The sequence below is a fragment of the Telluria sp. ZB2R32 genome (genome assembly GCF_059685715.1).
Window position 1 is genome coordinate 142,022 of sequence record NZ_JCASIG010000005.1, and the last position, 20,957, is coordinate 162,978.

18 protein-coding genes are annotated in these 20,957 nt (G+C 65.5%); 9 read left to right on the forward strand and 9 right to left on the reverse strand.

Annotated elements, in window-relative coordinates; translation table 11 throughout:
• Positions 1-61: 61 nt before the first annotated feature.
• The 3 genes from AC56LG_RS15810 to AC56LG_RS15820 are packed head-to-tail and all read right to left on the reverse strand — an operon-like array spanning position 62 to position 2,486.
• Positions 62-352 carry an Mpo1-like protein gene (locus AC56LG_RS15810; protein WP_192050268.1) on the reverse strand — a complete coding sequence of 97 codons (291 nt, stop codon included), beginning with the start codon at positions 350-352 and terminating at the stop codon, positions 62-64.
• Positions 349-1,173 carry an alpha/beta fold hydrolase gene (locus AC56LG_RS15815; RefSeq protein WP_497167024.1) on the reverse strand — a complete coding sequence of 275 codons (825 nt, stop codon included), beginning with the start codon at positions 1,171-1,173 and terminating at the stop codon, positions 349-351. The genes AC56LG_RS15810 and AC56LG_RS15815 overlap by 4 nt, the downstream gene beginning before the upstream one ends.
• Positions 1,174-1,175: 2 nt before the next feature.
• A complete protein-coding gene (locus tag AC56LG_RS15820) occupies positions 1,176-2,486 on the reverse strand; it encodes an O-acetylhomoserine aminocarboxypropyltransferase (RefSeq protein ID WP_497167025.1) in 1,311 nt (436 codons plus the stop codon).
• A gap of 192 nt (positions 2,487-2,678) precedes the next feature.
• Here AC56LG_RS15820 and AC56LG_RS15825 point away from each other — a divergent pair, with 192 nt between their 5' ends.
• Positions 2,679-3,131, forward strand: a complete 453-nt coding sequence (locus AC56LG_RS15825) for a CBS domain-containing protein (protein ID WP_497167026.1) — start codon at positions 2,679-2,681, stop codon at positions 3,129-3,131.
• Positions 3,132-3,228: 97 nt separating this feature from the next.
• On the opposite strand, the gene AC56LG_RS15830 is transcribed toward AC56LG_RS15825, so the two are convergent.
• Positions 3,229-5,493: an EAL domain-containing response regulator gene (locus tag AC56LG_RS15830; RefSeq protein ID WP_497167027.1), complete on the reverse strand. Its 2,265-nt coding sequence runs from the start codon at positions 5,491-5,493 to the stop codon at positions 3,229-3,231.
• Between the two features lie 209 nt (positions 5,494-5,702).
• Between AC56LG_RS15830 and aroC the strand changes: the two genes are divergently transcribed.
• The gene (gene aroC / locus AC56LG_RS15835) at positions 5,703-6,794 is read left to right on the forward strand and encodes a chorismate synthase (RefSeq protein ID WP_497167028.1); all 1,092 of its coding nucleotides are present in this window, start codon (positions 5,703-5,705) and stop codon (positions 6,792-6,794) included.
• 180 nt (positions 6,795-6,974) lie between these two features.
• Positions 6,975-7,250, forward strand: coding sequence for a hypothetical protein (locus tag AC56LG_RS15840; protein ID WP_497167029.1), 276 nt, complete (start codon positions 6,975-6,977; stop codon positions 7,248-7,250).
• 9 nt (positions 7,251-7,259) lie between these two features.
• Here the strand turns inward: AC56LG_RS15840 and AC56LG_RS15845 are convergent, their stop codons facing one another.
• The 3 genes from AC56LG_RS15845 to AC56LG_RS15855 form a co-directional block, all read right to left on the reverse strand.
• The gene (locus AC56LG_RS15845; RefSeq protein ID WP_497167030.1) at positions 7,260-8,330 is read right to left on the reverse strand and encodes a GGDEF domain-containing protein; all 1,071 of its coding nucleotides are present in this window, start codon (positions 8,328-8,330) and stop codon (positions 7,260-7,262) included.
• A 995-nt stretch (positions 8,331-9,325) separates the two neighbouring features.
• Positions 9,326-10,831: an HDOD domain-containing protein gene (locus AC56LG_RS15850; protein ID WP_497167031.1), complete on the reverse strand. Its 1,506-nt coding sequence runs from the start codon at positions 10,829-10,831 to the stop codon at positions 9,326-9,328.
• Complete coding sequence (locus AC56LG_RS15855) at positions 10,828-12,585, reverse strand: putative bifunctional diguanylate cyclase/phosphodiesterase (RefSeq protein ID WP_497167032.1); 1,758 nt, start codon at positions 12,583-12,585, stop codon at positions 10,828-10,830. Before AC56LG_RS15855 ends, AC56LG_RS15850 begins: the two co-directional genes overlap by 4 nt.
• Before the next feature lie 341 nt (positions 12,586-12,926).
• Between AC56LG_RS15855 and AC56LG_RS15860 the strand changes: the two genes are divergently transcribed.
• From AC56LG_RS15860 to AC56LG_RS15875, 4 genes are all read left to right on the forward strand, one after another.
• Entirely contained in the window at positions 12,927-14,624 is a 1,698-nt protein-coding gene (locus AC56LG_RS15860; protein ID WP_497167033.1) for an isovaleryl-CoA dehydrogenase, read from the forward strand.
• A 96-nt stretch (positions 14,625-14,720) separates the two neighbouring features.
• A complete protein-coding gene (gene upp, locus AC56LG_RS15865) occupies positions 14,721-15,371 on the forward strand; it encodes a uracil phosphoribosyltransferase (RefSeq protein ID WP_497167375.1) in 651 nt (216 codons plus the stop codon).
• A 5-nt stretch (positions 15,372-15,376) separates the two neighbouring features.
• On the forward strand, positions 15,377-15,757 hold the full coding sequence (locus AC56LG_RS15870) for an Hpt domain-containing protein (protein WP_497167034.1): 381 nt from the start codon (positions 15,377-15,379) through the stop codon (positions 15,755-15,757).
• A 324-nt stretch (positions 15,758-16,081) separates the two neighbouring features.
• Positions 16,082-16,285, forward strand: coding sequence for a cold-shock protein (locus AC56LG_RS15875; RefSeq protein WP_182988379.1), 204 nt, complete (start codon positions 16,082-16,084; stop codon positions 16,283-16,285).
• Between the two features lie 100 nt (positions 16,286-16,385).
• On the opposite strand, the gene AC56LG_RS15880 is transcribed toward AC56LG_RS15875, so the two are convergent.
• Complete coding sequence (locus tag AC56LG_RS15880) at positions 16,386-17,312, reverse strand: LysR family transcriptional regulator (RefSeq protein ID WP_497167035.1); 927 nt, start codon at positions 17,310-17,312, stop codon at positions 16,386-16,388.
• A gap of 182 nt (positions 17,313-17,494) precedes the next feature.
• Between AC56LG_RS15880 and aceB the strand changes: the two genes are divergently transcribed.
• On the forward strand, positions 17,495-19,084 hold the full coding sequence (gene aceB / locus AC56LG_RS15885) for a malate synthase A (protein WP_497167036.1): 1,590 nt from the start codon (positions 17,495-17,497) through the stop codon (positions 19,082-19,084).
• Positions 19,085-19,337: 253 nt separating this feature from the next.
• Here the strand turns inward: aceB and gloB are convergent, their stop codons facing one another.
• A complete protein-coding gene (gene gloB, locus AC56LG_RS15890) occupies positions 19,338-20,162 on the reverse strand; it encodes a hydroxyacylglutathione hydrolase (RefSeq protein WP_497167037.1) in 825 nt (274 codons plus the stop codon).
• Positions 20,163-20,173: 11 nt separating this feature from the next.
• On the opposite strand from gloB, the gene AC56LG_RS15895 reads away from it, so the two are divergent.
• Positions 20,174-20,947 (forward strand): class I SAM-dependent methyltransferase, encoded by a 774-nt coding sequence (locus AC56LG_RS15895; protein ID WP_497167038.1) that lies wholly within the window; start codon positions 20,174-20,176, stop codon positions 20,945-20,947.
• The last annotated feature ends 10 nt before the right edge of the window (positions 20,948-20,957 follow it).

Genomic DNA, 20,957 nt, shown 5'->3' on the forward strand with positions numbered 1-20,957 from the left:
GGCTTCCCTACCGCGTGGAGTCAGGACTCCACCCTACAACGACGGTACCCCACCGTTTCGACTAAAAACTCAGCTTCCCCGTCAGCATCTGCCAGTACATCACCCAGTCCGCCTTGAACGACAGCCACGGCTGCGCGAACGTCGCCGGCCGGTTGTGCTCGTAGAAGAAATGCCCGATCCAGGCGCCGCCGTAGCCGAACACCAGCGCCACCAGGATCCACCAGGCGTTGCCGGTGACGATTGCCGTGGCGATCGCCAGCAGCGCGCCGGAACTGCCGATGAAATGGGTGCGGCGGCAGCGGCGGTCGGCGTGCTGGGTCAGGTAGAAGGGATAGAATTCGGCGAAGGTCATGCTGTCTCCTCTTGTTCGAGGCGGGCGGCAAATGCCGCCAGCGCATCGAGTACCGCATCGGGCTGCTCGCTCATCAGCGAGTGGCCGGCGTCGACCTGCACCACCTTGCCATGCGCGATGGCGCCGGTCAGCGTTTTGGTCGAGCGCGGCGGCGTCATCATGTCCTTAACGCCGAAAATGAACAGCGTCGGGCAGTGCACCGCGCTTGCCGCGGCTTCGCCGTTGGCATAGGCATTGCAGGCGGCGAAATCGTTATGGAACAGCCGGTCGGGATTGATGGCCGACATGCGCTGCATCAGCCGGCGCGCGCCGCCCAGTACCGAGAAGCCGGGTCCGGGACTCGACGGCTTGTGGGCGATGCTCGAATGCGACCAGATGTTGACCATGTCGATCGCGCTCGCCTCGTCGTCGCGCGACGTTGCGAGCAGGGCGTCCGACACCTTCATCGGGTAAGTCGTGCCGAGCATCGCCAGCGCCCGTACCTTGCCGGGCGCGCGTTGCGATGCTTCCAGCGCGACGAGCGAACCCATGCTGTGGCCGGCGAGGATGGCGCGGGCGACGCCGGCGGCATCGAGCAGCGCCAGCAGCCAGTCCGCCATCGCTTCGACGGTGGATAAGGCCGGGCCGGCGCTGCGGCCGTGGCCGGGCAGGTCGACGGCCAGCACGCCGTAGCCGTGGTGCGCGAACCAGCGCGATTGCAGGCCCCAGACCGAATGGTCGTTCTGGGCGCCGTGAATGAAGACGATCGTCGGCAGCGCCGCGTCGAAGGGCTTGCCGCCGCTGTAGGCATAGGCGGCCTTGCCTGCGATATCAATGTTCATGTTCAAGCCCCTTTCTGCGACGCCTTGAGCGCGCGCGCCAGGTCTTCGATCAGGTCGTCCGCATCTTCCAGGCCGACCGAGAGGCGCATCGTGCCTTCCAGGATGCCGGACGCCGCCAGCTGGTCGGCGGGCACGCGGAAGTGCGTGGTCGAGGCCGGGTGGATGACGAGCGATTTGGCGTCGCCGACGTTGGCCAGGTGCGAGAACACTTTCAGGGCGTCGACGAAACGCCGGCCGGCGGCGCGGTCGCCCTTCAGGTTGAAGGTGAACACGGCGCCGCAGCCCTTCGGCAGCAGCGTCTTGGCCAGCGCATGATCGGGATGGCTCTCCAGTTCCGGATACGAGACCGAGGCCACCGCCGGATTCGACAGCAGGAAGTCAATGATGCGCCGCGTATTGGTCACGTGGCGGTCCATGCGCAGGCCGAGCGTCTCGATCCCCTGCAGGACGGCAAACGCGTTGTGCGGACTCATCACCGCGCCGAAGTCGCGCAATCCCTCGCGGCGGGCGCGCAGGGCAAAGGCGGCGACGGTCGATTCTTCGGCGAAGACCATGTCGTGGAAGCCCTCGTAGGGTTCGCACAGCTCGGCGAAGCGGCCCGTGCGCTCGTAGGCCGCCTGCCAGTCGAAGGTGCCGCCGTCGACCAGCAGTCCGCCGATCGCGGTGCCGTGCCCGCACAGGAACTTGGTGGCCGAGTGGAATACCAGGTCGGCGCCGAGGTCGAAGGGGCGCAGCAGGTAGGGCGTGGTGAAGGTGGCGTCGACCATCAGCGGCAGGTGGTGCTCGTGCGCGAGCGCGCCGATGCGCGGGATGTCGAGCACATCCAGGCCCGGGTTGCCGAGGGTTTCGCCGAACAGCACCTTGGTGTCGGGGCGGATCGCGGCGCGCCAGGCGTCGAGGTCGCGCGGGTCGACGAAGGTGGTCTCGATGCCGAAGCGTTTCAAGGTGTACGCCAGCAGGTTGTGCGAGCCGCCGTAGAGCGCGCGCGAGGCCACGATGTGCGAGCCGGCGCCGGCGATGGTCGACAGGCCCAGGTGCATCGCGGCCTGGCCGCTGGCGGTGGCGATGCCGGCCACGCCGCCCTCCAACGCGGCGATGCGCTCTTCCAGCACGGCGTTGGTCGGGTTCGAAATGCGCGAGTAGACGTGGCCGCTGCGCTCCATGTTGAAGAGCGAGGCGGCGTGGCTTGAATCGCGGAAGGCGAACGAGGAAGTGAAGTGGATCGGCGTGGCGCGCGCGCCGGTGACCGGGTCGGGCGCGGCGCCGGCGTGCAGCGCCAGGGTATCGAAGCCCGGGTAATGTGGACCGCTCATGATCGTCTCGTTTTGTAAGAAGTTCGGTTTTATTATGGACGGCATCGTAGCATTCTTTCATCGCTCTGCCATGCCCCGGGGCTTACTTCCTCGCGTAACTGGATTTTCTGATAGGCTTAGGCTACATTCGTGTTATGCCTTAGACAAAGAAATCAACCAGTGAATATTCCAACAAAAGCCGGGGTGGCTAATATGAAAGTTTCAGAAATCCTGCAGGTGAAGGGCAACATCCTCTACACGGTGACCCCTGAAACGTTGCTCGCCGACGCGGTCAATACGATGTCGGAAAAGGACATCGGTTCCCTGGTCGTCATGGAATACGGCGACCTCGTCGGGATGCTGACTTTCCGCGAAGTGATCAAGGCGCTGCATGCCAACGGCGGCACGCTCGGCGGCGGCACCGTGCGCAAGCACATGGACGAAGCCCCGATCACGGTCACGCCCGAAACCGAAGTCAACGAGGTGCGCCGCATGATGCTCGAGAAGCACGCGCGCTACCTGCCGGTGATGGATGCCAAGACGCTGCTGGGCGTGATTTCGTTCTACGACGTCGCGCGCGCGGTGCTCGAGGCGCAGAGTTTCGAGAACCGCATGCTCAAGGCGTATATCCGGGATTGGCCGGCGGAGCAGGCGGCGGAGGATTGAGTAGACGGCCGGTGATACCTGCCGGCTTCGTTTTCGTGCCGGATGATCTTGCTGGTAATTATCGCCGCGTGGGCGGGAGACCCGCCCACGCTAAGGTTCACGCAGCATCCAGCCGCTGCACCCCGAGCCACGCCAGCAGATCCTGCGGCGACAGCGGCCGCGAGAAGAGGTAGCCCTGCGCCAGCGGGCAGCCGAGCGCCTGCAGGATCCGGGCCTGGCGCTCGTCTTCCACGCCTTCGGCGATCACCGACAGACCGAGGTTGCGCCCGAGCTGGATCACCATCGCGGCGATGCTGCTGCCGCGCGCCGATTCCGTGATTTCGCTCACGAACGAGCGGTCGATCTTGAGGCGGTCGATCTGCAGGCGCTGCAGGTGCGACAGCGACGAAAAGCCGGTGCCGAAGTCGTCGATCGCGATCGAGACGCCGGTGCGCTTGACCTCGGCCAGCATTTCGGCCAGCTGCTGCGGCTCTTCCATCGCCATCGATTCGGTGATTTCCAGTTCGATCCAGGCCGGCGGGGCGCCGCTCTCGTCCAGCGCGCGCCGCAGCACGTCGATGAACTGCGGGTGGCGGAACTGCGCCTGCGAGACGTTCACCGACATCGTGAAATCGAGATAGCCGGCGCCGCGCAGGCGCATCAGTTCGGCGCAGGCTTCGCGCAGCACCCAGGCGCCGATCTCGACGATCAGGCCGGAATGTTCGGCGATCGGAATGAAGCGGTCGGGCGCGATCAGGCTGCCGTCTTCCAGGCGCCAGCGCAGCAGCGCTTCGGCGCCGAACGGGCGTCCGGTGGCGAGGTCGACCTGCGGCTGGTAGGCGAGGAACAGTTCGCCGCGCGCCACGCCGCTGCGCAGCGCATGCATCAGGCGTACGCGTTCGCGCGTCTCGACGCCCATGCTGCGCGTGAAGTAGAAGTGGCCGCCGCGCTGCTGCGCCTTGGCGCGCTTGAGCGCGATGTCGGCATCCTTGAGGACGTCGGCGCCGCTGCCCTCGTGCTCGCGCAGGCATACCAGGCCCAGTGTGGCCGACACCTGCAGCTCCTGGCCGTCGATCGCGAACGGTGCGGCGAACAGCGCGTGGATCGCGGCCGGGGTGGCCAGTTCGCCCGGGCCGAACACCGCGAAGATGTCGCCGCCGATGCGCGCCAGCGTCAGGCGCGCGTCGAGCTGGTGCTGCAGGCGCTGCGCCACCGTGACCAGCAGTTCGTCGCCGAAGCCGTGGCCGAGCGCGTCGTTGGTCTCGGCAAAATGGTCGAGGTCGACCAGGGCCAGGGTGGTGGCTTCAGCGGTACTGCCCGCGGCCACGGCCGCGTCGAGCTGCTCGACCAGGCGGGTGCGGTTCGGCAGGCCGGTCAGGCGGTCGAAGAAGGCCGCCGTGTTGAGGCGTCCGACCAGTTCGACGTTGTCGAGGCCGACGGCGACGACGCTGGCGAACACTTTCAGCAGGCGCGCCGTGCCTTCGCCGACAGGCTGCGCGAGCGGCAGCGCAGCGCAGAAATCGCGGCCCGATTTGCCGGGAAAATAGAGCGTCATGCAAGTCGGGCCGAATTCGCCCTGGCGCTCGGCCAGTGCGCGCGTGGCCGCGGCGGCCAGCGGCCCGCCGTGCTGCTGGTCCAGCAGCTGTCCTTCGAGGGCCAGCGCGGCGCCGGCCGCGCCGAGCACGCGCATGCCGTCGCCCTCGCGCACGCACAGCACGCCTGACGCAAGCCGGCCGGAGACGTCAGGGCCGAGCAGGGCGGCGGCCTGCTGCAGCACCGAGCGGGCGACGTCGCGCGCGCCATGCAGACGCATCAGATCGGTGCCGGCATGGACGATGCGTTCCAGTCCGGCGCGCCCGACGCCGAGCGCATGCAGTTGCTGGTAGCTGCGCACGGCGGCGGCCACCGTCGTGTACAGCTTGGTACGGGTCAGTTCGGACTTGGTGCGGTAATCGTTGATGTCGAGGTCGCGGATCGCTTCCATCTCGGGCGTGTAGCCCGGCTGGCCGGTGCGCAGGATGATGCGCACCTCGACCATGCCGAGCGTCTGGCGGATGTGGCGCACCAGGTGCAGGCCGGCGTCGGGCTGCTCCATGACGACGTCGAGCAGGATCACGGCGATGCTGGCTTCGCGCGCCAGCAGTTCGCGCGCGGCCTGCGCCGAATAGGCGTGCAGGAATTCGAGCGGGCGGTCCTGGATTTCGAGGCCGGCGAGGGCGAAGGTCGTCGTCGAGTGGACGTCCGCATCGTCGTCGACGATCAGGATGCGCCAACCGGGGCCGGCGGCGCGCTGGACAGGGCTGCCGCCAAGCGGCGCCTCATCCAGGAAGACCAGGTCGTCGTGCAGGGGCGCGGCGACGCCGGGTGTACTTGATGCGGACATGATTGTTGCGTCTCCAAGACTATTCTCGGCACTTCATACCCGTGCAGTATAACGGACATTGCCGGAGGTGAAGGTTCAAAATTGTTTCCGCAGCGAAATTTATGTCCACAGAGAAATGAATTGATCTTCCATGATGAGAATTTTCCGAGGCCGGTCGATCCGCGCGCGGGCTGGTAGAATGGCTTTTTTGTACCTTTGCCACTACGCTCATGTCTGGTAATTCCTTCGGTAAGCTGTTCTCTGTCACCACCTTCGGCGAATCGCACGGTCCCGCGATCGGCTGCGTCATCGACGGCTGCCCGCCGGGCATGGCCTTGTCGGAAGCCGACATCCAGCCCGAACTCGACCGCCGCAAGCCCGGTACCTCGCGCCACGTGACCCAGCGCCAGGAAGGCGACCGGGTGCAGATCCTGTCGGGCGTGTACGAGGGCGTCACCACCGGCACCCCGATCGCGCTGTTGATTCAGAACGAAGACCAGCGCAGCAAGGATTACGGCAACATCGCCGAGACCTTCCGTCCCGGCCACGCCGACTATACCTATTGGCACAAGTACGGCGTGCGCGATCCGCGCGGCGGCGGGCGCTCCTCGGCACGGCTGACGGCGCCGGTGGTCGGCGCCGGCGCGGTGGCCAAGAAATGGCTGCGCGAGCGCTACGGCATCGGCTTTGCCGGCTGCATGCGCGAACTCGGCGAGATCGCCGTGCCCTTCGGCGGCTGGGAACACGTGGCCAACAATCCGTTCTTCGCCGCGACAGACGACGCCGTCCTGCTGGCGCGCATGGAAAGCTACATGGACGAGCTGCGCCGCGCCGGCGACTCGATCGGCGCGCGCATCGACGTGGTCGCGACCGGCGTGCCGGTCGGCTTCGGCCAGCCGATCTACGACAAGCTCGACGCCGACATTGCCTACGCCATGATGGGGATTAACGCGGTCAAGGGCGTCGAGATCGGCGCCGGCTTCGCCTCGGTGGCGCAGAAGGGTTCCGAACACGGCGACGAACTGACCCCGGAAGGTTTTGTCGGCAACCATGCGGGCGGGGTGCTGGGCGGGATCTCGACCGGGCAGGACATCCTGGTGTCGCTGGCGATCAAGCCGACCTCCTCGATCCGCGTGCCGCGTCGCTCGATCGACAAGGCGGGTGCGCCGGCGACCGTCGAAACCTTTGGCCGCCACGACCCCTGCGTGGGCATCCGCGCCACGCCGATCGCCGAAGCAATGCTGGCGCTGGTGCTGATCGACCATGCGCTGATGCAGCGCGCCCAGTGCGGCGACGTGCGCGTCGATACACCGCGCATCTGACCTGCTGGTGGCGTGCGTCTGGCGCATCCCGCACAGGGAACGTGCGCCCATCTGCCGGCAATGCGCCTAGAGTAGGGTCACACGGGGTTAATTGGAATGCCGTCTCGTCGCCGCCAGCGCAACGCCGTGCCTGGCTCGCGCGCACATCGTTCGGCGTGATCGACGGAAAGCGTGAATATCATGGACGACATTACTCCGGGGCGGGCGTTCCGCGGGCTTCCTCTCACCAGCGAGCAGGACCAGGAAATCAAGCACTATATCCACACCAAGGGGCGCAGGGGCGAGCCATGGGATACCCCCGAGCTGCAGGCCATGCTCGGCGATATGCTCGACCCGCCGGAAGTCCTGGAGGACAAGATCGAGCCCTGGGATGAAAGCACGGCGGCAGAGTGCACGACCGCTGAAACTGAAGAGTCGACCGACACGGACCGGCATGCTTGCCGCCGTTCATCCTAAGTGTGCGTATTAGTGCAGCCGGCGGCGTTTCAGTGCATACATTCGTTCGTCGGCCACTGTCACGTAATGCAATAAGGTCTGCAGCTTGCTCGGGTCGCATTGCACGGCCCCCGCACTGATCGATAGCGTGTATGGCCGGTCCTCCATCAGATTGAACGCATGCAGGTTGGCACGGATACGTTCCAGGATGACCCCGGGCCGCTCATCGTTCAGCGTATAGGCAACGAATTCGTCGCCGCCAAGACGTGCAACCACGTCGGCGTCGCGAAAGGACTGGTGTAGTACGTGCCCGGTGTCCTGGATCATGCGGTCTCCCGCTGCATGACCGAGCTCGTCATTTACAAGTTTCAGTCCGTCGATGTCGGCGAAGATCACGGCGCTTTTTCCCCGCTGGCGCTGCGCCAGCCTGAATATCTGTTCCGCTTGCAGGAAAAAACCGCGCCGGTTATACAAGCCTGTCAAAACGTCGGTCAGCGACAGGGTGCGCATTTCGGAGGCCGCCTTGTCCCGTTGCGCCAATTGCGCGGTATGGGTGATGGACGTGCGCGCGATTTTTTCGCGCTGCGCATGCACGAGCCGGGCCAAGGTGTCGTGCGTCTCGATCTTGCCCAGCGCCGCTGCCGCCAGCTCCAGGATGACCTCGAGCGCCAGTGCGTATAGATCCAGCCCTTTCGCGGACTGCTCATTTTTCCATGCAACGACGAGGGTCGCGATCGGGGCAGGTGCCGGCAGCGCCACGGCAAGCATGACCCTCCCGGCCAGATATTGGCGGTCGCCAGGGCGGCTGGCGGCACGGATACCCGGCGGCGCGGACAACTGGTGCATGGCGGCGTGATACAGCGCATGATTTGTTCCGGCCGGATGGACGCTGCCATTGCGGTCGAAGCCCACGCTGACGGGCTGGGTGCCACCCGTGAGCAACAGGGCCTCGTCGGGATGAATGACTTCAGCGAGGGTCTGGCCGACCAGTCGCGCAGCGCTTGGCAGGTCGTCGCTTTGGAACATGTCGCGCGAGAAGGCCAGCAGCGCGCGCAACTGGGCCGGGAGCAGTTGCGGCGTGTCGATGACGGGCGTGTTCATCGATCGCCACCCTCTCTTGCAGTCTCATCTGTCGTGCACGGCAGCCCCGGTTCACGCCTCGCGTAGTCAAGGGCGCAGGCGAGCAAGTCGTATCGATACGGCCCGTACAAATAACGGCCGCGCTCGTAGCGGATGCCATGCGCGGCCATGTGCACGCAGTCCTCAGCCGTTGGGCCGGGTAATTGCGCGCACGGAAGTGAAACGGGGTGGGCGCGAAAGCCTGGCCTGGCCCGGTCCAGCTTTGCATAAGCGACTGCATCTGCAAGCCAATCGTAGCTATATTCCCGATAGCGATATTCGCGTCCGCTGGATGAGATGCCGAGAGCGACCGCGGAAGGCGGCAGGGCTGATGTTGCGTCCATGATGTTCCCACTGAAAAGAAAGCAGGGTAATCCCCGGGGCCAGTGTGGTCGGTCCGGCGACGCGATGCAAAAGAAAACAATACTCGCGTGTCGCCACTTCACCTAGCACTTTCGCCTATCACGGAAGGGGGGCATGTCGGCCTGCGCATATTTCCCAGGTCCAATGCCGGAAAATAGTTTTTACAGTTTTTCGCGTGACCATGATTTACAGCGCATCGTGTCGTCTGCTCGCACGATCCTTCTGCGATCCTGCATCCAGGGCGGCATGCTGCCGCTCCTTGCCTGGCTTGCCAGTCTGCGCCATCATCGCCTCATGTGCCGCACGTCGGGCGGCATACACCGAAAAGGGACTCCATGCTTTCATTTTCCCAACCTATCAATCCTCCTGCGCGCGCATTTGGCGCATTTGGATTTCCAGTTGGCTAAGCACGCAACGCAACGAGGATAGTGCCCAGGCGGACACGAACCCGGCAGCCATGGCCTCGGCGGCAAACGCAAGCATGCATGCGCAAGGCCAGGCAGGGCCCGCCTCCGTGGATGCCGACATGCAGGCACCGGCTGCACAGCCAGGTTGGCAGCCAGGCGAGAGAAACACGCGCAAACCAGGATGATCCAACCTGGAATGCCGTCCGCTCAGGCCTTGCCGGCCCCGGCCAGCTCCGCCTGGGTGCGCCGCTCGAGCGCGCCCACCACCAGGGCGCGCAAATCGTTCAGCAGCGCGAACTCGGTCTGGCTCAGGTTGATCGACGCATAGGTGTCGTCCCAGTCGCCGTAGATGAAGCCGACCGGCTGGCCGTTCATGCACATCGGGATCACGACGAAGCAGCGCGCTTCCGACAGCGTGCCGCGCCACCAGCCGGGGAGCTTGGCGGCGAACTTCGGATCGTGCGCATTCTCGATGAAGATCACGCGGTCGCTGGCGAGCGAGGCGTGGAACACGTCGGCGGCGTAGGTGTCGTCGAAACCCAGGTTCGGCATCAAGGCCTTGGTGCCTTCGCCGAAGCCCATGCGCGCGACGTACTTGCCCTCGCGCCGGTTGCGCAGGAAGGCAAAGGCGCGCTTGAACGACAAGCCCTGGTAAATGGTTTCCAGCGCCATCGACATCATCTGGCCCGGGTTGACCGTCACGCCGGCATCGCGCATGTCGGCCGCGCCGCTCATGAGAATGCGGTTGCCGGCTTCGCGCTTGCGGGCCTGTGCCTGGACCTGCGCGTCGGCCTCGGCCTGCTTCGCCGCCGGCCTGGCCAGCGGTGCGATCGTCAGGTCGGCGGCGGCGTCGATTTTCGCACTGTCGATCGCGGCCAGCACCTGCTCCGGCGCCACGCCCAGCATCGGCGCAAAGGCGGCGGCAAGCTCCGCCACTTCGGCGGCGCCGGCTTCGTCATCGTTCCAGAGCGAGTTGGCGCAGCGCGTCGACATGGTGCCGAGCGCGGCCAGCCAGTCGTCGTGGTCGAAACCCTCTTCGCGCGCGCCGGGTTCGAGCGTGCGCATGCCCGCCACCAGGTTGCGCGGCAAGCCCCAGTGCTCGGCCGTGGCGCGGCCCAGCGCCTCCAGCGTCAATCCGAGCACCGCTGGTGCTGCTTCGCCCTCGCAGCCGGCGCCGGCTTGCGCCTGCATCTGGCTCCAGCGCTCGGGCATGTAGAAGGTGACCATCATCCGGCCCAGCGAATGCAGGATCGAGCAGACCACGGCTTCCTCGGGGTCGCGCGTGGCGGCGCGCGCGGCGACCTGCTGCGCCACCATCCCGGCCAGCACCGCCTTTTCCATCTCGACGTGGGCGTTGGCCGAATCGGGGGTGCTCTTCGAGAGTTCCTCGATCAGTTTCAGGCCCAGCGCCAGGTGGCCGATGGCTTCGGTGCCGAGCACCAGCACCGCTTTCGAGACGGTGTTGATGCGCTGGCCAAAGGCCGAGTACATGCCGCTGTTGGCAAGGCGCAGCACCTTTTGCGTCAGGACCGGGTCCGACAGCACGGTCTGCGTCATCGAGAATTCCTGCTCGTCCTCGCCGCGCATCGACGCGAGGATGGCATTGATGGCGCGCGTGAAGCCGGGCATGTCGCCCTGGCGCCGGATGCGTTCCCACAGCAGGGCCAGGGTGGCGTCGGCCCGCGGTGTGCGTTCGATGGTGGATGGCGTCATGATGGTCTTGACCGGAGTTCTGGTGGCAGCAATGCCGTGTAATGGTTGTCCTGCAGGGCGGCCAGGGCGATGTGGGCCGGCATCGGCTTGCCGGTCAGGTAGCCCTGGATATAGCGGCAGTCGCGCTGCTGAAGAAAGCCCAGCTGTTCCTCGGTCTCGACCCCTTCGGCGACCACCGACAGGTCGAGGTGGCGCGCCATGTCGAGCACGGCGCTGCAGATGGCCGCTTCCTTCGGCGCACCCGGCAAGTCCTTCACGAACGCGCGGTCGATCTTCAGGACCGAGATCGGGAAGCGCTTGAGGTAGGCCAGCGATGAGTAACCGGTGCCGAAGTCGTCGATCGCGATGCGCGCCCGGCGCTCCGCCATTTTGGTGAGAATGGTCTCGGCATGCTGCGGGTCGACCATCAGCGTGCCTTCGGTGATCTCGAGCACCAGCTTGTGGCCGGGCATGCCCGACAGGGCCAGCGCTTCGTCGAGCACGCCGAGGAACTTGTCGCTCCTGAACTGGCGCGGGCTGATGTTGACCGAGATGTAGAGTTCGCGCTTGGCCGCTTCCTCGAACTGCAGCAGCTGGGCGCAAGCCGAGCGCAGCGCCCAGGCGCCCAGCATGTTGATCAGGCCGTTGGTCTCGGCGATCGGGATGAAGCGCACCGGCGGCACCATGCCCAGGGTCGGGTGCTTCCAGCGCATCAGCGTCTCGAAACCTTCGATTTCGCGCGTGCGCGCGTCGACGATGGGCTGGTAGTAGAGCAGGAATTCGCCTTCGCGAACGGCCGAGAACATGGCCGCCTCGAGCGAGATGTCGTGCTGCGGCGGCCCCTGTTCGCGCGCGCTCCAGACCAGCGCGCGGCCGCGGCCGGTTTCCTTGGCGCGCATCAGCGCGGCGTCGGCCAGCGACAGCAGGCCATGGTCGTCCTCGGCGTGCTGCGGGTAGAGCGCGACGCCGATCGAGGCGCCCAGGTGGATCGTGTGGCCGTCGGCCTCGAAGGGCGACTGCAGGGTCGCCAGCAGGCGTCCGGTGACCAGCTTGATCTGGGCTTCGCTGGCGGTGCCCGGCAGGATCACGACGAATTCGTCGCCGCCCACGCGCGCCAGCGTATCGCTGTCGCGCATGGCCTTGCGCAGGCGCGTGGCGGCCTGGCGCAGCACGGTGTCGCCGACCGTGTGGCCGAGCGCGTCGTTGACCTTTTTGAAGCCGTCGATGCCGATGGTGGCGACAGCAAAGCCCTGGCCCGAGCGGCGCGCATTGGCCACCACCATGCGGATGCGGTCCGACAGCAGCAGGCGGTTCGGTAGTTCGGTGAGGGCGTCGTGGGTCGCCATGTGGCGCAGGCGCTCTTCGGTCGCGTGCTGCGCGCTCATGTTGCGTCCGACGACGAACAGGTCGCGCTCGCCCTCGGCCGCGCTGTCGCCGATATCGAGCGCCGCAATGCGCAGTTCGAACGGCGTGGCCAGGTCGGCGCAGCGCAGGCGCACGCGCACCAGGGTCGGTTCGGCGGCGGCAAGCGCGTCGACGATGGCGGTACGCAGGACAGCGCCGTCGCCTTCCATGAACAAGGCGGACAGCAGCATTCCCTCGAGCGGCGCCTGCACGCCGGCCAGGCGCGCGGCGCGGCGGCTTGCGCTCCTGATCTCGCCGCTGGCGGCGATCCGGAACGCGCAATCGCCCGCCGCTTCCATCAGGCTGTCCACGCCAGGGGCCAGTGGAGGGCGCGCCTGGTCGAACGGCACAGCGGCGGAAATGGAGTGCATCGTTAAAATATCTGCCTTATTGCTGGCACCCGGGACAGGTGGAACCGTGCGAGTTTAACAAACCACGGGACACTTTATCACTGAAAAATTCCAAGGGGCACTAAAAAAATTGAGGGCCAGAACCTCTTCGCACCTCGTTTGCGCTTTATTTGCGTTAGCGCAGAGGCGCCTTGCTTCGCACACCACTTTGCGCTAGCCTCTTGACGGATCGCCAACATGCATTGTCGACCGGAAGTGGCCATTGTCGCCTAACTGTTGCATCGGGGAAAGCAAAACCGTGCAATTCGATGCTTTCTTGCAACATTATAGACCAGCATGCATTACCTTGCCGGGAGCGCCCCATGAACGGTTTCACGAACCAATTCGATACGCACCAGGTCTTCAACCAGGCGCCGCCCTTCGGCGACGTCAACCTGCTGCGCTGCGACCCGGCACTGCGCGAAGGCCTGGTACGCGAGGGCGCGGCCTGGGCGCAAGAGGAACTCGACGCGCTCGGCGCGCGGCTGGGCCAGGCTGACGTGCTCGACCTGGCGCGCCTGGCCAATGCCCACGGCCCGCGCCTGGTCGCATTCGACCGCGGCGGGCGCCGGGTCGACGAGATCGAGTTCCACCCGGCCTGGCACGCCCTGATGGCGTTGATGATCGGGGCCGGCGCCCATTCGTCGCCCTGGCGCGACCCGCGCCCCGGCGCCCAGGTGGCGCGCGCGGCCGCCTACCTGCTGTTCGGCCAGGTCGAAAACGGCGCCCAGTGCCCGGTGACGATGACCTATGCCAGCGTGCCGGCCTTGCGCCGCGCCGATGCGCCGGGGTGGCTGAGGGTGCGCTGGCTGCCGAAGATCCTCTCGAACGATTACGATCCGCGCTCGCTGCCGGTCGACCAGAAGCGCGGCGCCCTGGTCGGCATGGGCATGACGGAAAAGCAGGGCGGCACCGACGTGCGCGCCAACACCACGCATGCGCGCCCGCTGCTGCCGGCCGATGCGAGGGAACGGTTCGGTGAGGAAGGCGAGGCCGCCTGGCGGATCGTCGGCCACAAGTGGTTCTTTTCGGCGCCGCAGTCGGACGCGCACCTGATCCTGGCGCAGACGGACGAAGGCGGCAGCGCCGGATTGTCGTGTTTCTTCGTGCCGCGCTTCCTGCCCGACGGCAGCCGCAATGCGATCCGTGTGCAGCGCCTGAAGGACAAGCTCGGCAACCGCTCGAACGCCTCGTCCGAGGTCGAGTTCCAGGATGCCGTCGGCTGGCTGGTCGGCGCGGTCGGGCGCGGCATTCCAACCATCCTCGAGATGGGCAGCCATACCCGCCTCGACTGCGTGGTCGGCACCGCCGGCATCATGCGCGCGGCGCTGTGCCACGCGCTGCACCACGCGCGCGGGCGCGCCGTCTTCGGCAAGGCGCTCGCACGCCAACCGCTGATGCAGAACGTGCTGGCCGACCTCGCGCTCGAGTCGGAAGCGGCCACCGCGTTCGCCCTGCGCCTGGCGCGCTGCTTCGACCGCCCGGACGCTCCGCTTGAAAGCGCACTCGGCCGCATCCTGACCCCGGCCGGCAAGTACTGGCTGTGCAAGCGCGGCCCGGCCTTTGGCGCCGAGGCGATGGAAGTCATGGGCGGCAACGGCTACGTCGAGGATGGCCCGCTGGCGCGCCTGTACCGCGAATTTCCCGTCAATTCGATCTGGGAAGGATCGGGCAATGTGATGTGCCTGGACGTGCTGCGCGCGCTCGGCAAGGCGCCCGACGTGGCGCGCGCTGCCCTGGAAGCCGAACTGGCGCCGGCGGCGGCGCTCGACCCGCGCTTCGCACGCTACGTCGACGAACTCGGGCAGGACATGTTGAACACCGGCGAGGCGGGCGCGCGCCGGCTGGCCGAGCGGCTGGTGATCGCGGTGCAGGGCGCGCTGCTGCTGCGCCATGCGCCGCCCTTCGTGGCCGAAGCGTTCGTCGCGTCGCGCATTGCGCAGGACGTGGGCGGCGCCTTCGGGCGGCTGCCGGCCGACGCCGATTTCGAGTCGATTTTGGCGCGCGCGCTGGCCGTCTAGGGTGATATTTCTACAAGCGGGGCGCGACAAAAGCGCTCGTGGCTGGGATAATGCCCGGCTACGAGCCTCAACCACAGAACATCCCATATGTCCACCATGAAACAAGACCCGCGTTTTCCCAGTTTGTACATCCTGAACCACCCGCTGATCCAGCACAAGCTGTCGCACATGCGCGAGCACGACACCTCGACGCGCACCTTCCGCGAGCTGCTCAAGGAAATCACGCTGCTGATGGGCTACGAGATCACGCGCGACCTGCCGCTGACCACGCGTCCGATCCAGACCCCGCTGGTCACCATCGATGCGCCCGTCATCGCGGGCAAGAAGCTGGCCATCGTGCCGATCCTGCGCGCCGGCATCGGCATGAGCGACGGCCTGCTGGAACTGGTGCCGTCGGCACGCGTCGGCCACATCGGCGTCTACCGCGATCCGGACACCCACGAACCGGTCGAATACTTGGTGCGCCTGCCGGATACCGCCGAGCGCACCTTCATCCTGTGCGATCCGATGGTCGCCACCGGCAACTCGGCGGTGCACGCGATCGACGTGCTGAAAAAGCGCGGCGTGCGCGACGACCAGATCATCTTCCTGGCCTTGGTGGCGGCGCCCGAAGGCGTCAAGGTGTTCCACGACGCGCACCCGGACGTCAAGCTGTACGTCGCCTCGCTCGACTCGCACCTGGATGCGCACGCCTACATCGTGCCGGGCCTGGGCGACGCCGGCGACCGCATCTTCGGCACCAAGTAAGCGCAATGAGCCCATCTGTCGATGCGGACTTCTTTGTCCGCTTGACGCAGGCGAACGACGGCTTTCGCGCCGGCCTGCCGGCCACGCTGGGACGCTTGCAGCGCATCGGCGCCGGCTTCGACCCGGCGGCCCCGGCAGCGCCGCTGGCGGGCGAACTGCAGTCGCTGCTGCACGCGCTGGCCGGCGCCGCCGTCACCTTCGGCTATCGCGAGCTGGGCCAGGGCGCGCGTGCGCTCGAGCAGCGCCTGCGCGTGCTGACCGCGTTCGACCGCGTCGGCGCCGACGACTGGCGCGCCTGGCTGGCGGCACTGGACGATTTTGTCCGCGCCGGCCTGGCCGGGCCCGCACCGGCCTATCATCGCGCCGCTTTTTCGTTGTTGCCTTGAGCCAAAAGTCTAGCGTCGAGCCGTTTGATTCATCGCAAACTTGAAGATGTTCGATGACCTATATTGTCCCTGTGCCGATGGCGAAATAAGGAACGGGTTAGTTGGTTTACGGCATCGCTAAATGCGGTGCTCATGCAAGGTTGGTTGCCTTGTGAAACGGCCCGATTATTTATTTTACGAAAAGCGCGTGTGCGCGGTTTTATTCGGTATAATACGGGATCGTTGGGTTCGAGCTAGTAGTGCAGTCTGTCTGTCATTTCTTTCTTGCTACTTCAAACGATCATAAACGGGCGCAAGCCCACTTAACTGAAATAGGAAATTGTAATGGCAACTGGCATCGTTAAATGGTTCAATGACTCCAAGGGTTTCGGCTTCATCACCCCTGACGAAGGCGGCGAAGATCTGTTCGCTCACTTCTCGGCTATCCAGAGCCAAGGCTTCAAGTCCCTGCAAGAGAACCAGCGCGTCTCGTTCGACGTGACCTCGGGTCCTAAGGGCAAACAAGCATCGAACATCCAGCCGATCTAATCGTCTGAATTACCGATGAAAAAATCCTCGGCTTGCCGGGGATTTTTTTCGTCCATCGATTCTGAACGGCGCTGCCATCTGGCGGCCGCCGTCGTGCATCTCAGCTTTCACGTTCTTGTTTGATTTCTGATCGCCAATGATCCGGCTGCGTATAAGCGCGCCGCAGAAAATCGACAAAGGCGCGTATGCGCAGCGGCAAATGCCGGCGCTGGGCGAATACCGCATAAATATCGTTGCCGGGCGCTGCATAATCGTCGAGCACCGTTACCAGCCGTCCCGCCTCGATCTGGGCGGCGACTTCCCACATCGAACGCCAGGCCAGTCCCTTGCCGGCCAACGCCCAGTCGTGCAGGACTTCGCCATCGTTGCACACCATATTGCCGGCCACCTTGAGGGTTACGGTCCGGTTATTTTCGCGAAAGGTCCAGCCGCGCTGGCTGCCTTCGCTGCTGATCGCAAGGCAATTGTGGCGCGCCAGCTCCGCCAGCGTGCGCGGCGTGCCGTGGCGCTTCAGGTAATCCGGGCTCGCCACGACCACGCGCGCATTGTCGGCCAGCTTGACGCCGACCAGGTTCGAGTCGCCCAGGGTGGCGATGCGAATCGCCACGTCCACCCCTTCGCCGACCACGTCGACGACGCGGTCGTTCAGGTTCAGGTTGACCGTCACCTCGCGGTGTTCGGCGAGGAAGGAGGGCAGCAGGGGCGCCACGTGCTGGCGTCCGAAACCCGCCGGCGCCGACACCAGCAGGTGGCCCTTCGCATGCGCACTGCGCTCGGAGACGGCCGTTTCCGCCTCTTCCATCTCGGCCAGGATGCGCTGGCAGTCTTCCAGGAAAGCCGCGCCTTCGTCGGTCAGCGCCAAACGCCGCGTCGTGCGCTGCAGCAGCTTGACGCCGAGCCGGCTCTCCAGTGCATCGAGGCGGCGCCCGATCATTGCCGGCGCGATCCCCTCGGCCCGCGCCGCTGCCGACAAACTGCCGCGCGCCACCACCTCGACAAAAGTCGTGATTTCCCTGAATTTACCCACGCCGCCCCTGGTCCGCTTGGTGACTTCACTTGTGACAAATCCGCACAAGTGAAATGCATAAATGGTTCGTTTCCACTACTTTGTGTTGAATATACTTGATGATATGACAAACGCCAAGCTGGCATATACTCCACCGTATCGGCTTCGTCTTCCCACCATCGCCATTCTTCAAGGAGCACCACATGACCATCGCCACCCCGCAAGGCCTGGAAATCAAGGCTGAGATCAAGCCCGGCTACGAACAGATTCTCACGCCCGAGGCGCTCGAGCTGGTCGCCATGCTGACCCGCACCTTCGAACCGCGCCGCCAGGAATTACTGGCCGCCCGCGTCGAACGCGCCAAGCGGCTCGATGCCGGCGAGCGTCCCGATTTCCTGCCTGAGACGCAACACATCCGCGACGGCGACTGGAAAATCGCGCCGATCCCGCAAGCGCTTGAATGCCGCCGCGTCGAAATCACCGGCCCGGTCGAGCGCAAGATGGTCATCAACGCCCTCAATTCGGGCGCCGACAGCTACATGACCGACTTCGAGGATTCGAACTCGCCGAACTGGGACAACCAGATCACCGGCCAGATCAACATGATCGATGCCGTGCGCCGCACCATCTCGCTCGAACAGAACGGCAAGAGTTACAAGCTGAACGACAAGGTCGCGACCCTGGTCGTGCGCCCGCGCGGCTGGCACCTGGACGAAAAGCACGTGCTGGTCGACGGCAAGCGCGTCTCCGGCGGCATCTTCGACTTCGCCCTGTTCATGTTTCATAACGCCAAGGAGCAACTGGCGCGCGGCGCCGGTCCGTACTTCTACCTGCCGAAGATGGAATCGCACCTGGAAGCGCGCCTGTGGAACGACATCTTCATCGCGACCCAGGAAGCGCTCGGCCTGCCGCGCGGCACGGTCAAGGCGACAGTGCTGATCGAAACCATCCTGGCAGCCTTCGAGATGGACGAGATCCTGTACGAACTGCGCGAACACAGCGCCGGCCTGAATGCCGGCCGCTGGGATTACATCTTCTCGTGCATCAAGAAGTTCAAGCTGGACAAGGACTTCTGCCTGGCCGACCGCCCGAAGGTGACGATGACCTCGCCCTTCATGCGCGCCTACGCCTTGTTGCTGCTTAAGACCTGCCACAAGCGCGGCGCGCCGGCGATCGGCGGCATGGCCGCCCTGATCCCGATCAAGAACGACCCGAAAAAGAACGAGACCGCGATGGCCGGCGTGCGTACCGACAAGGCGCGCGATGCCACCGACGGCTACGACGGCGGCTGGGTTGCCCATCCGGGCCTGGTCGAGCTGGCCATGACCGAATTCACCAAGGTGCTGGGCGACAAGCCGAACCAGATCGACAAGCAGCGCCCCGACGTCGAAGTCACCGCCGAGCAACTGCTCGACTTCAAGCCGGAGGCGCCGATCACCGAAGCAGGGTTGCGCTACAACATCAATGTCGGCATCCACTACCTTGGCGCCTGGCTGGCCGGCAATGGCTGCGTGCCGATCCACAACCTGATGGAAGACGCCGCCACCGCGGAAATCAGCCGCTCGCAGGTGTGGCAGTGGATCCGCTCGCCGAAAGGCGTGCTCGAGGACGGCCGCAAGGTCACTGCCGAGATGGTGCGCGCCATGATCCCGGAAGAACTGGCCAACGCCAAAGCCGCCGCGCCGAACGGCGACAACCCGAGCTATGCCCGCGCCGCGCAAATCTTCGAAGACATGTCGACGTCGGAAGAATTCGCGGAATTCCTGACGCTGCCGTTGTACGAAGAGATCTGAGTCGGGCAGGGCGCTAAGTGATGGCCGGCAGCTCACCACTGCCGGCCATCAATCTTCCAAATTAAGTAACTAACCAACATACCCAGCCTGCCGCCACCGAAGCGGCAGGGCGGCGCCCGCCGGGCAATTGACGGCTGATCAGTCATCCTTCGACAGGGCAATCCCGTAGGGTGGACTCCGTCCACGCGTTACAAACGCTGCTCAGCGCCGCCCTCCAACACACGCCGCTCAGCAAGTTCTGTAACTAACCGACTCAAAACGTATTCTTCCACTCACGCAGCGCCGCAAACGCCTCCACCGACGCCGCGCCTTCCTGCAGGCGGCCAGCAGCGACCAGCGACGCCACGATTTCCGGCTCCCGGTAACGCAGGAACGGATTCGTACGCCGCTCCAGCCCGATGCTCGACGGCACGGTCGGCAAGCCGGCCGCACGCTTGGCGCTCTCGTCGCGCATGCGCAGTGTCAGCGCCTCGTTGCCCGGTTCCACAGCCAGCGCGAAGCGCAGGTTCGACAGCGTGTATTCGTGCGCGCAATAGACTTCGGTATCTTCGGGCAGGGCCGCGAGTTTCTCCAGCGATACCACCATCTGCGCCGGCGTGCCTTCGAACAGGCGTCCGCAGCCGCCGGCGAACATCGTGTCGCCGCAGAACAGCCAGTGCAGGCCTGGCGTCTTGCGCATGTAGGCGATGTGGCCGTGCGTATGGCCCGGTACTTCGAGCACTGCCAGTTCCAGGCCGAGTCCGGGCACGGTGACGGTGTCGCCTTCGCCCAGGGGATCGGTGACGGCCTCGATGCCGTCGTTGCGCGGACCGAACACCGGCACCGGGGTGCGCGCCAGCAGGGCGGCGACGCCGCCAATGTGGTCAGCATGGTGATGGGTGAGTAGAATGGCGGTCAGGGTGAGGCCGTGCTCCTCGAGGCTGGCAAGGATCGGCGCCGGATCGCCGGGATCGACGACGGCGGCGTTGGCGCCGTCATGGATCAACCAAAGATAATTGTCATTGAACGCGGGCACGGTCAAGACACTCAAATCGTTACGGGCGGCGGTGTCGCCTTGGGAATCAGGTGTGGTTTGCATAAGAGGGTGGCATGGATAGCGCTGCGTCCGAAAAATCCATTATAGCGCTCGACGAATGGCTGCTTTCGCCGGCGGGTGCGTACGTGCGCGCTTTTGAACAAGCCTGCCTCGACGAGCTTACGGCCGACATCTTCGGTTACAACGCGGTGCAGATCGGCGTGCCGCAGATCGACGCCCTGGCCGCCAACCGGATGCCGAACAAGTGGCAGGCAGCAACGCGTACCTCGCGCTTCGACGAACTCGCGTTCGCCGCCAGCGGCAAGCAGATCGCCGTTGCCCTCGACTTCGCCGAGCTCCCCTTCGCCTCGCAAAGCCTCGACCTGGTGGTGCTGCCGCACGTGCTCGAGTTCGCGGCCGAGCCGCACCAGGTCTTGCGCGAGGTCGAGCGCGTGCTGATTCCGGAAGGGCAGGTGATCATCTGCGGTTTCAATCCGGCCAGCCTGTGGGGCCTGCGCCAGGGTCTCGGCAAGGTCACGCGCAGCGGCTACCTGCCGGCCGCAGGCGAATTCATCTCTATGCCGCGCATGAAAGACTGGTTAAAATTGTTGAATCTTGGCGTCACGCGCAGCCACTTCGGCTGCTACGCACCGCCGTTTCGCACGGCCCAGTGGATCGACCGCTGCGCGGTGATGGAAGGGGCGGGGCAGAAGTACTGGCCCTACCTCGGCGCCGTCTACATCGTGCACGCGGTCAAGCGCGTCAAGGGCATGCACCTGATCGGGCCGGCGTGGAACAGGAAGTCGAGCCGGTCGCCGCAGGCGGTCCCGGCAACGAATCGGGAATAAACCCGAGCAT

What these genes read in the sequence shown, in the direction of transcription:
- AC56LG_RS15840 (WP_497167029.1), top strand. Translation starts at nt 6,975, where the DNA reads ATGGACGACATTACTCCGGGGCGGGCGTTCCGCGGGCTTCCTCTCACC.
- AC56LG_RS15820 (WP_497167025.1), bottom strand. Translation starts at nt 2,486, where the DNA reads ATGAGCGGTCCACATTACCCGGGCTTCGATACCCTGGCGCTGCACGCC.
- AC56LG_RS15850 (WP_497167031.1), bottom strand. Translation starts at nt 10,831, where the DNA reads ATGACGCCATCCACCATCGAACGCACACCGCGGGCCGACGCCACCCTG.
- AC56LG_RS15845 (WP_497167030.1), bottom strand. Translation starts at nt 8,330, where the DNA reads ATGAACACGCCCGTCATCGACACGCCGCAACTGCTCCCGGCCCAGTTG.
- AC56LG_RS15875 (WP_182988379.1), top strand. Translation starts at nt 16,082, where the DNA reads ATGGCAACTGGCATCGTTAAATGGTTCAATGACTCCAAGGGTTTCGGC.
- AC56LG_RS15855 (WP_497167032.1), bottom strand. Translation starts at nt 12,585, where the DNA reads ATGCACTCCATTTCCGCCGCTGTGCCGTTCGACCAGGCGCGCCCTCCA.
- aroC (WP_497167028.1), top strand. Translation starts at nt 5,703, where the DNA reads ATGTCTGGTAATTCCTTCGGTAAGCTGTTCTCTGTCACCACCTTCGGC.
- gloB (WP_497167037.1), bottom strand. Translation starts at nt 20,162, where the DNA reads ATGCAAACCACACCTGATTCCCAAGGCGACACCGCCGCCCGTAACGAT.
- AC56LG_RS15830 (WP_497167027.1), bottom strand. Translation starts at nt 5,493, where the DNA reads ATGTCCGCATCAAGTACACCCGGCGTCGCCGCGCCCCTGCACGACGAC.
- AC56LG_RS15860 (WP_497167033.1), top strand. Translation starts at nt 12,927, where the DNA reads ATGAACGGTTTCACGAACCAATTCGATACGCACCAGGTCTTCAACCAG.
- aceB (WP_497167036.1), top strand. Translation starts at nt 17,495, where the DNA reads ATGACCATCGCCACCCCGCAAGGCCTGGAAATCAAGGCTGAGATCAAG.
- AC56LG_RS15895 (WP_497167038.1), top strand. Translation starts at nt 20,174, where the DNA reads ATGGATAGCGCTGCGTCCGAAAAATCCATTATAGCGCTCGACGAATGG.
- upp (WP_497167375.1), top strand. Translation starts at nt 14,721, where the DNA reads ATGAAACAAGACCCGCGTTTTCCCAGTTTGTACATCCTGAACCACCCG.
- AC56LG_RS15825 (WP_497167026.1), top strand. Translation starts at nt 2,679, where the DNA reads ATGAAAGTTTCAGAAATCCTGCAGGTGAAGGGCAACATCCTCTACACG.
- AC56LG_RS15810 (WP_192050268.1), bottom strand. Translation starts at nt 352, where the DNA reads ATGACCTTCGCCGAATTCTATCCCTTCTACCTGACCCAGCACGCCGAC.
- AC56LG_RS15870 (WP_497167034.1), top strand. Translation starts at nt 15,377, where the DNA reads ATGAGCCCATCTGTCGATGCGGACTTCTTTGTCCGCTTGACGCAGGCG.
- AC56LG_RS15815 (WP_497167024.1), bottom strand. Translation starts at nt 1,173, where the DNA reads ATGAACATTGATATCGCAGGCAAGGCCGCCTATGCCTACAGCGGCGGC.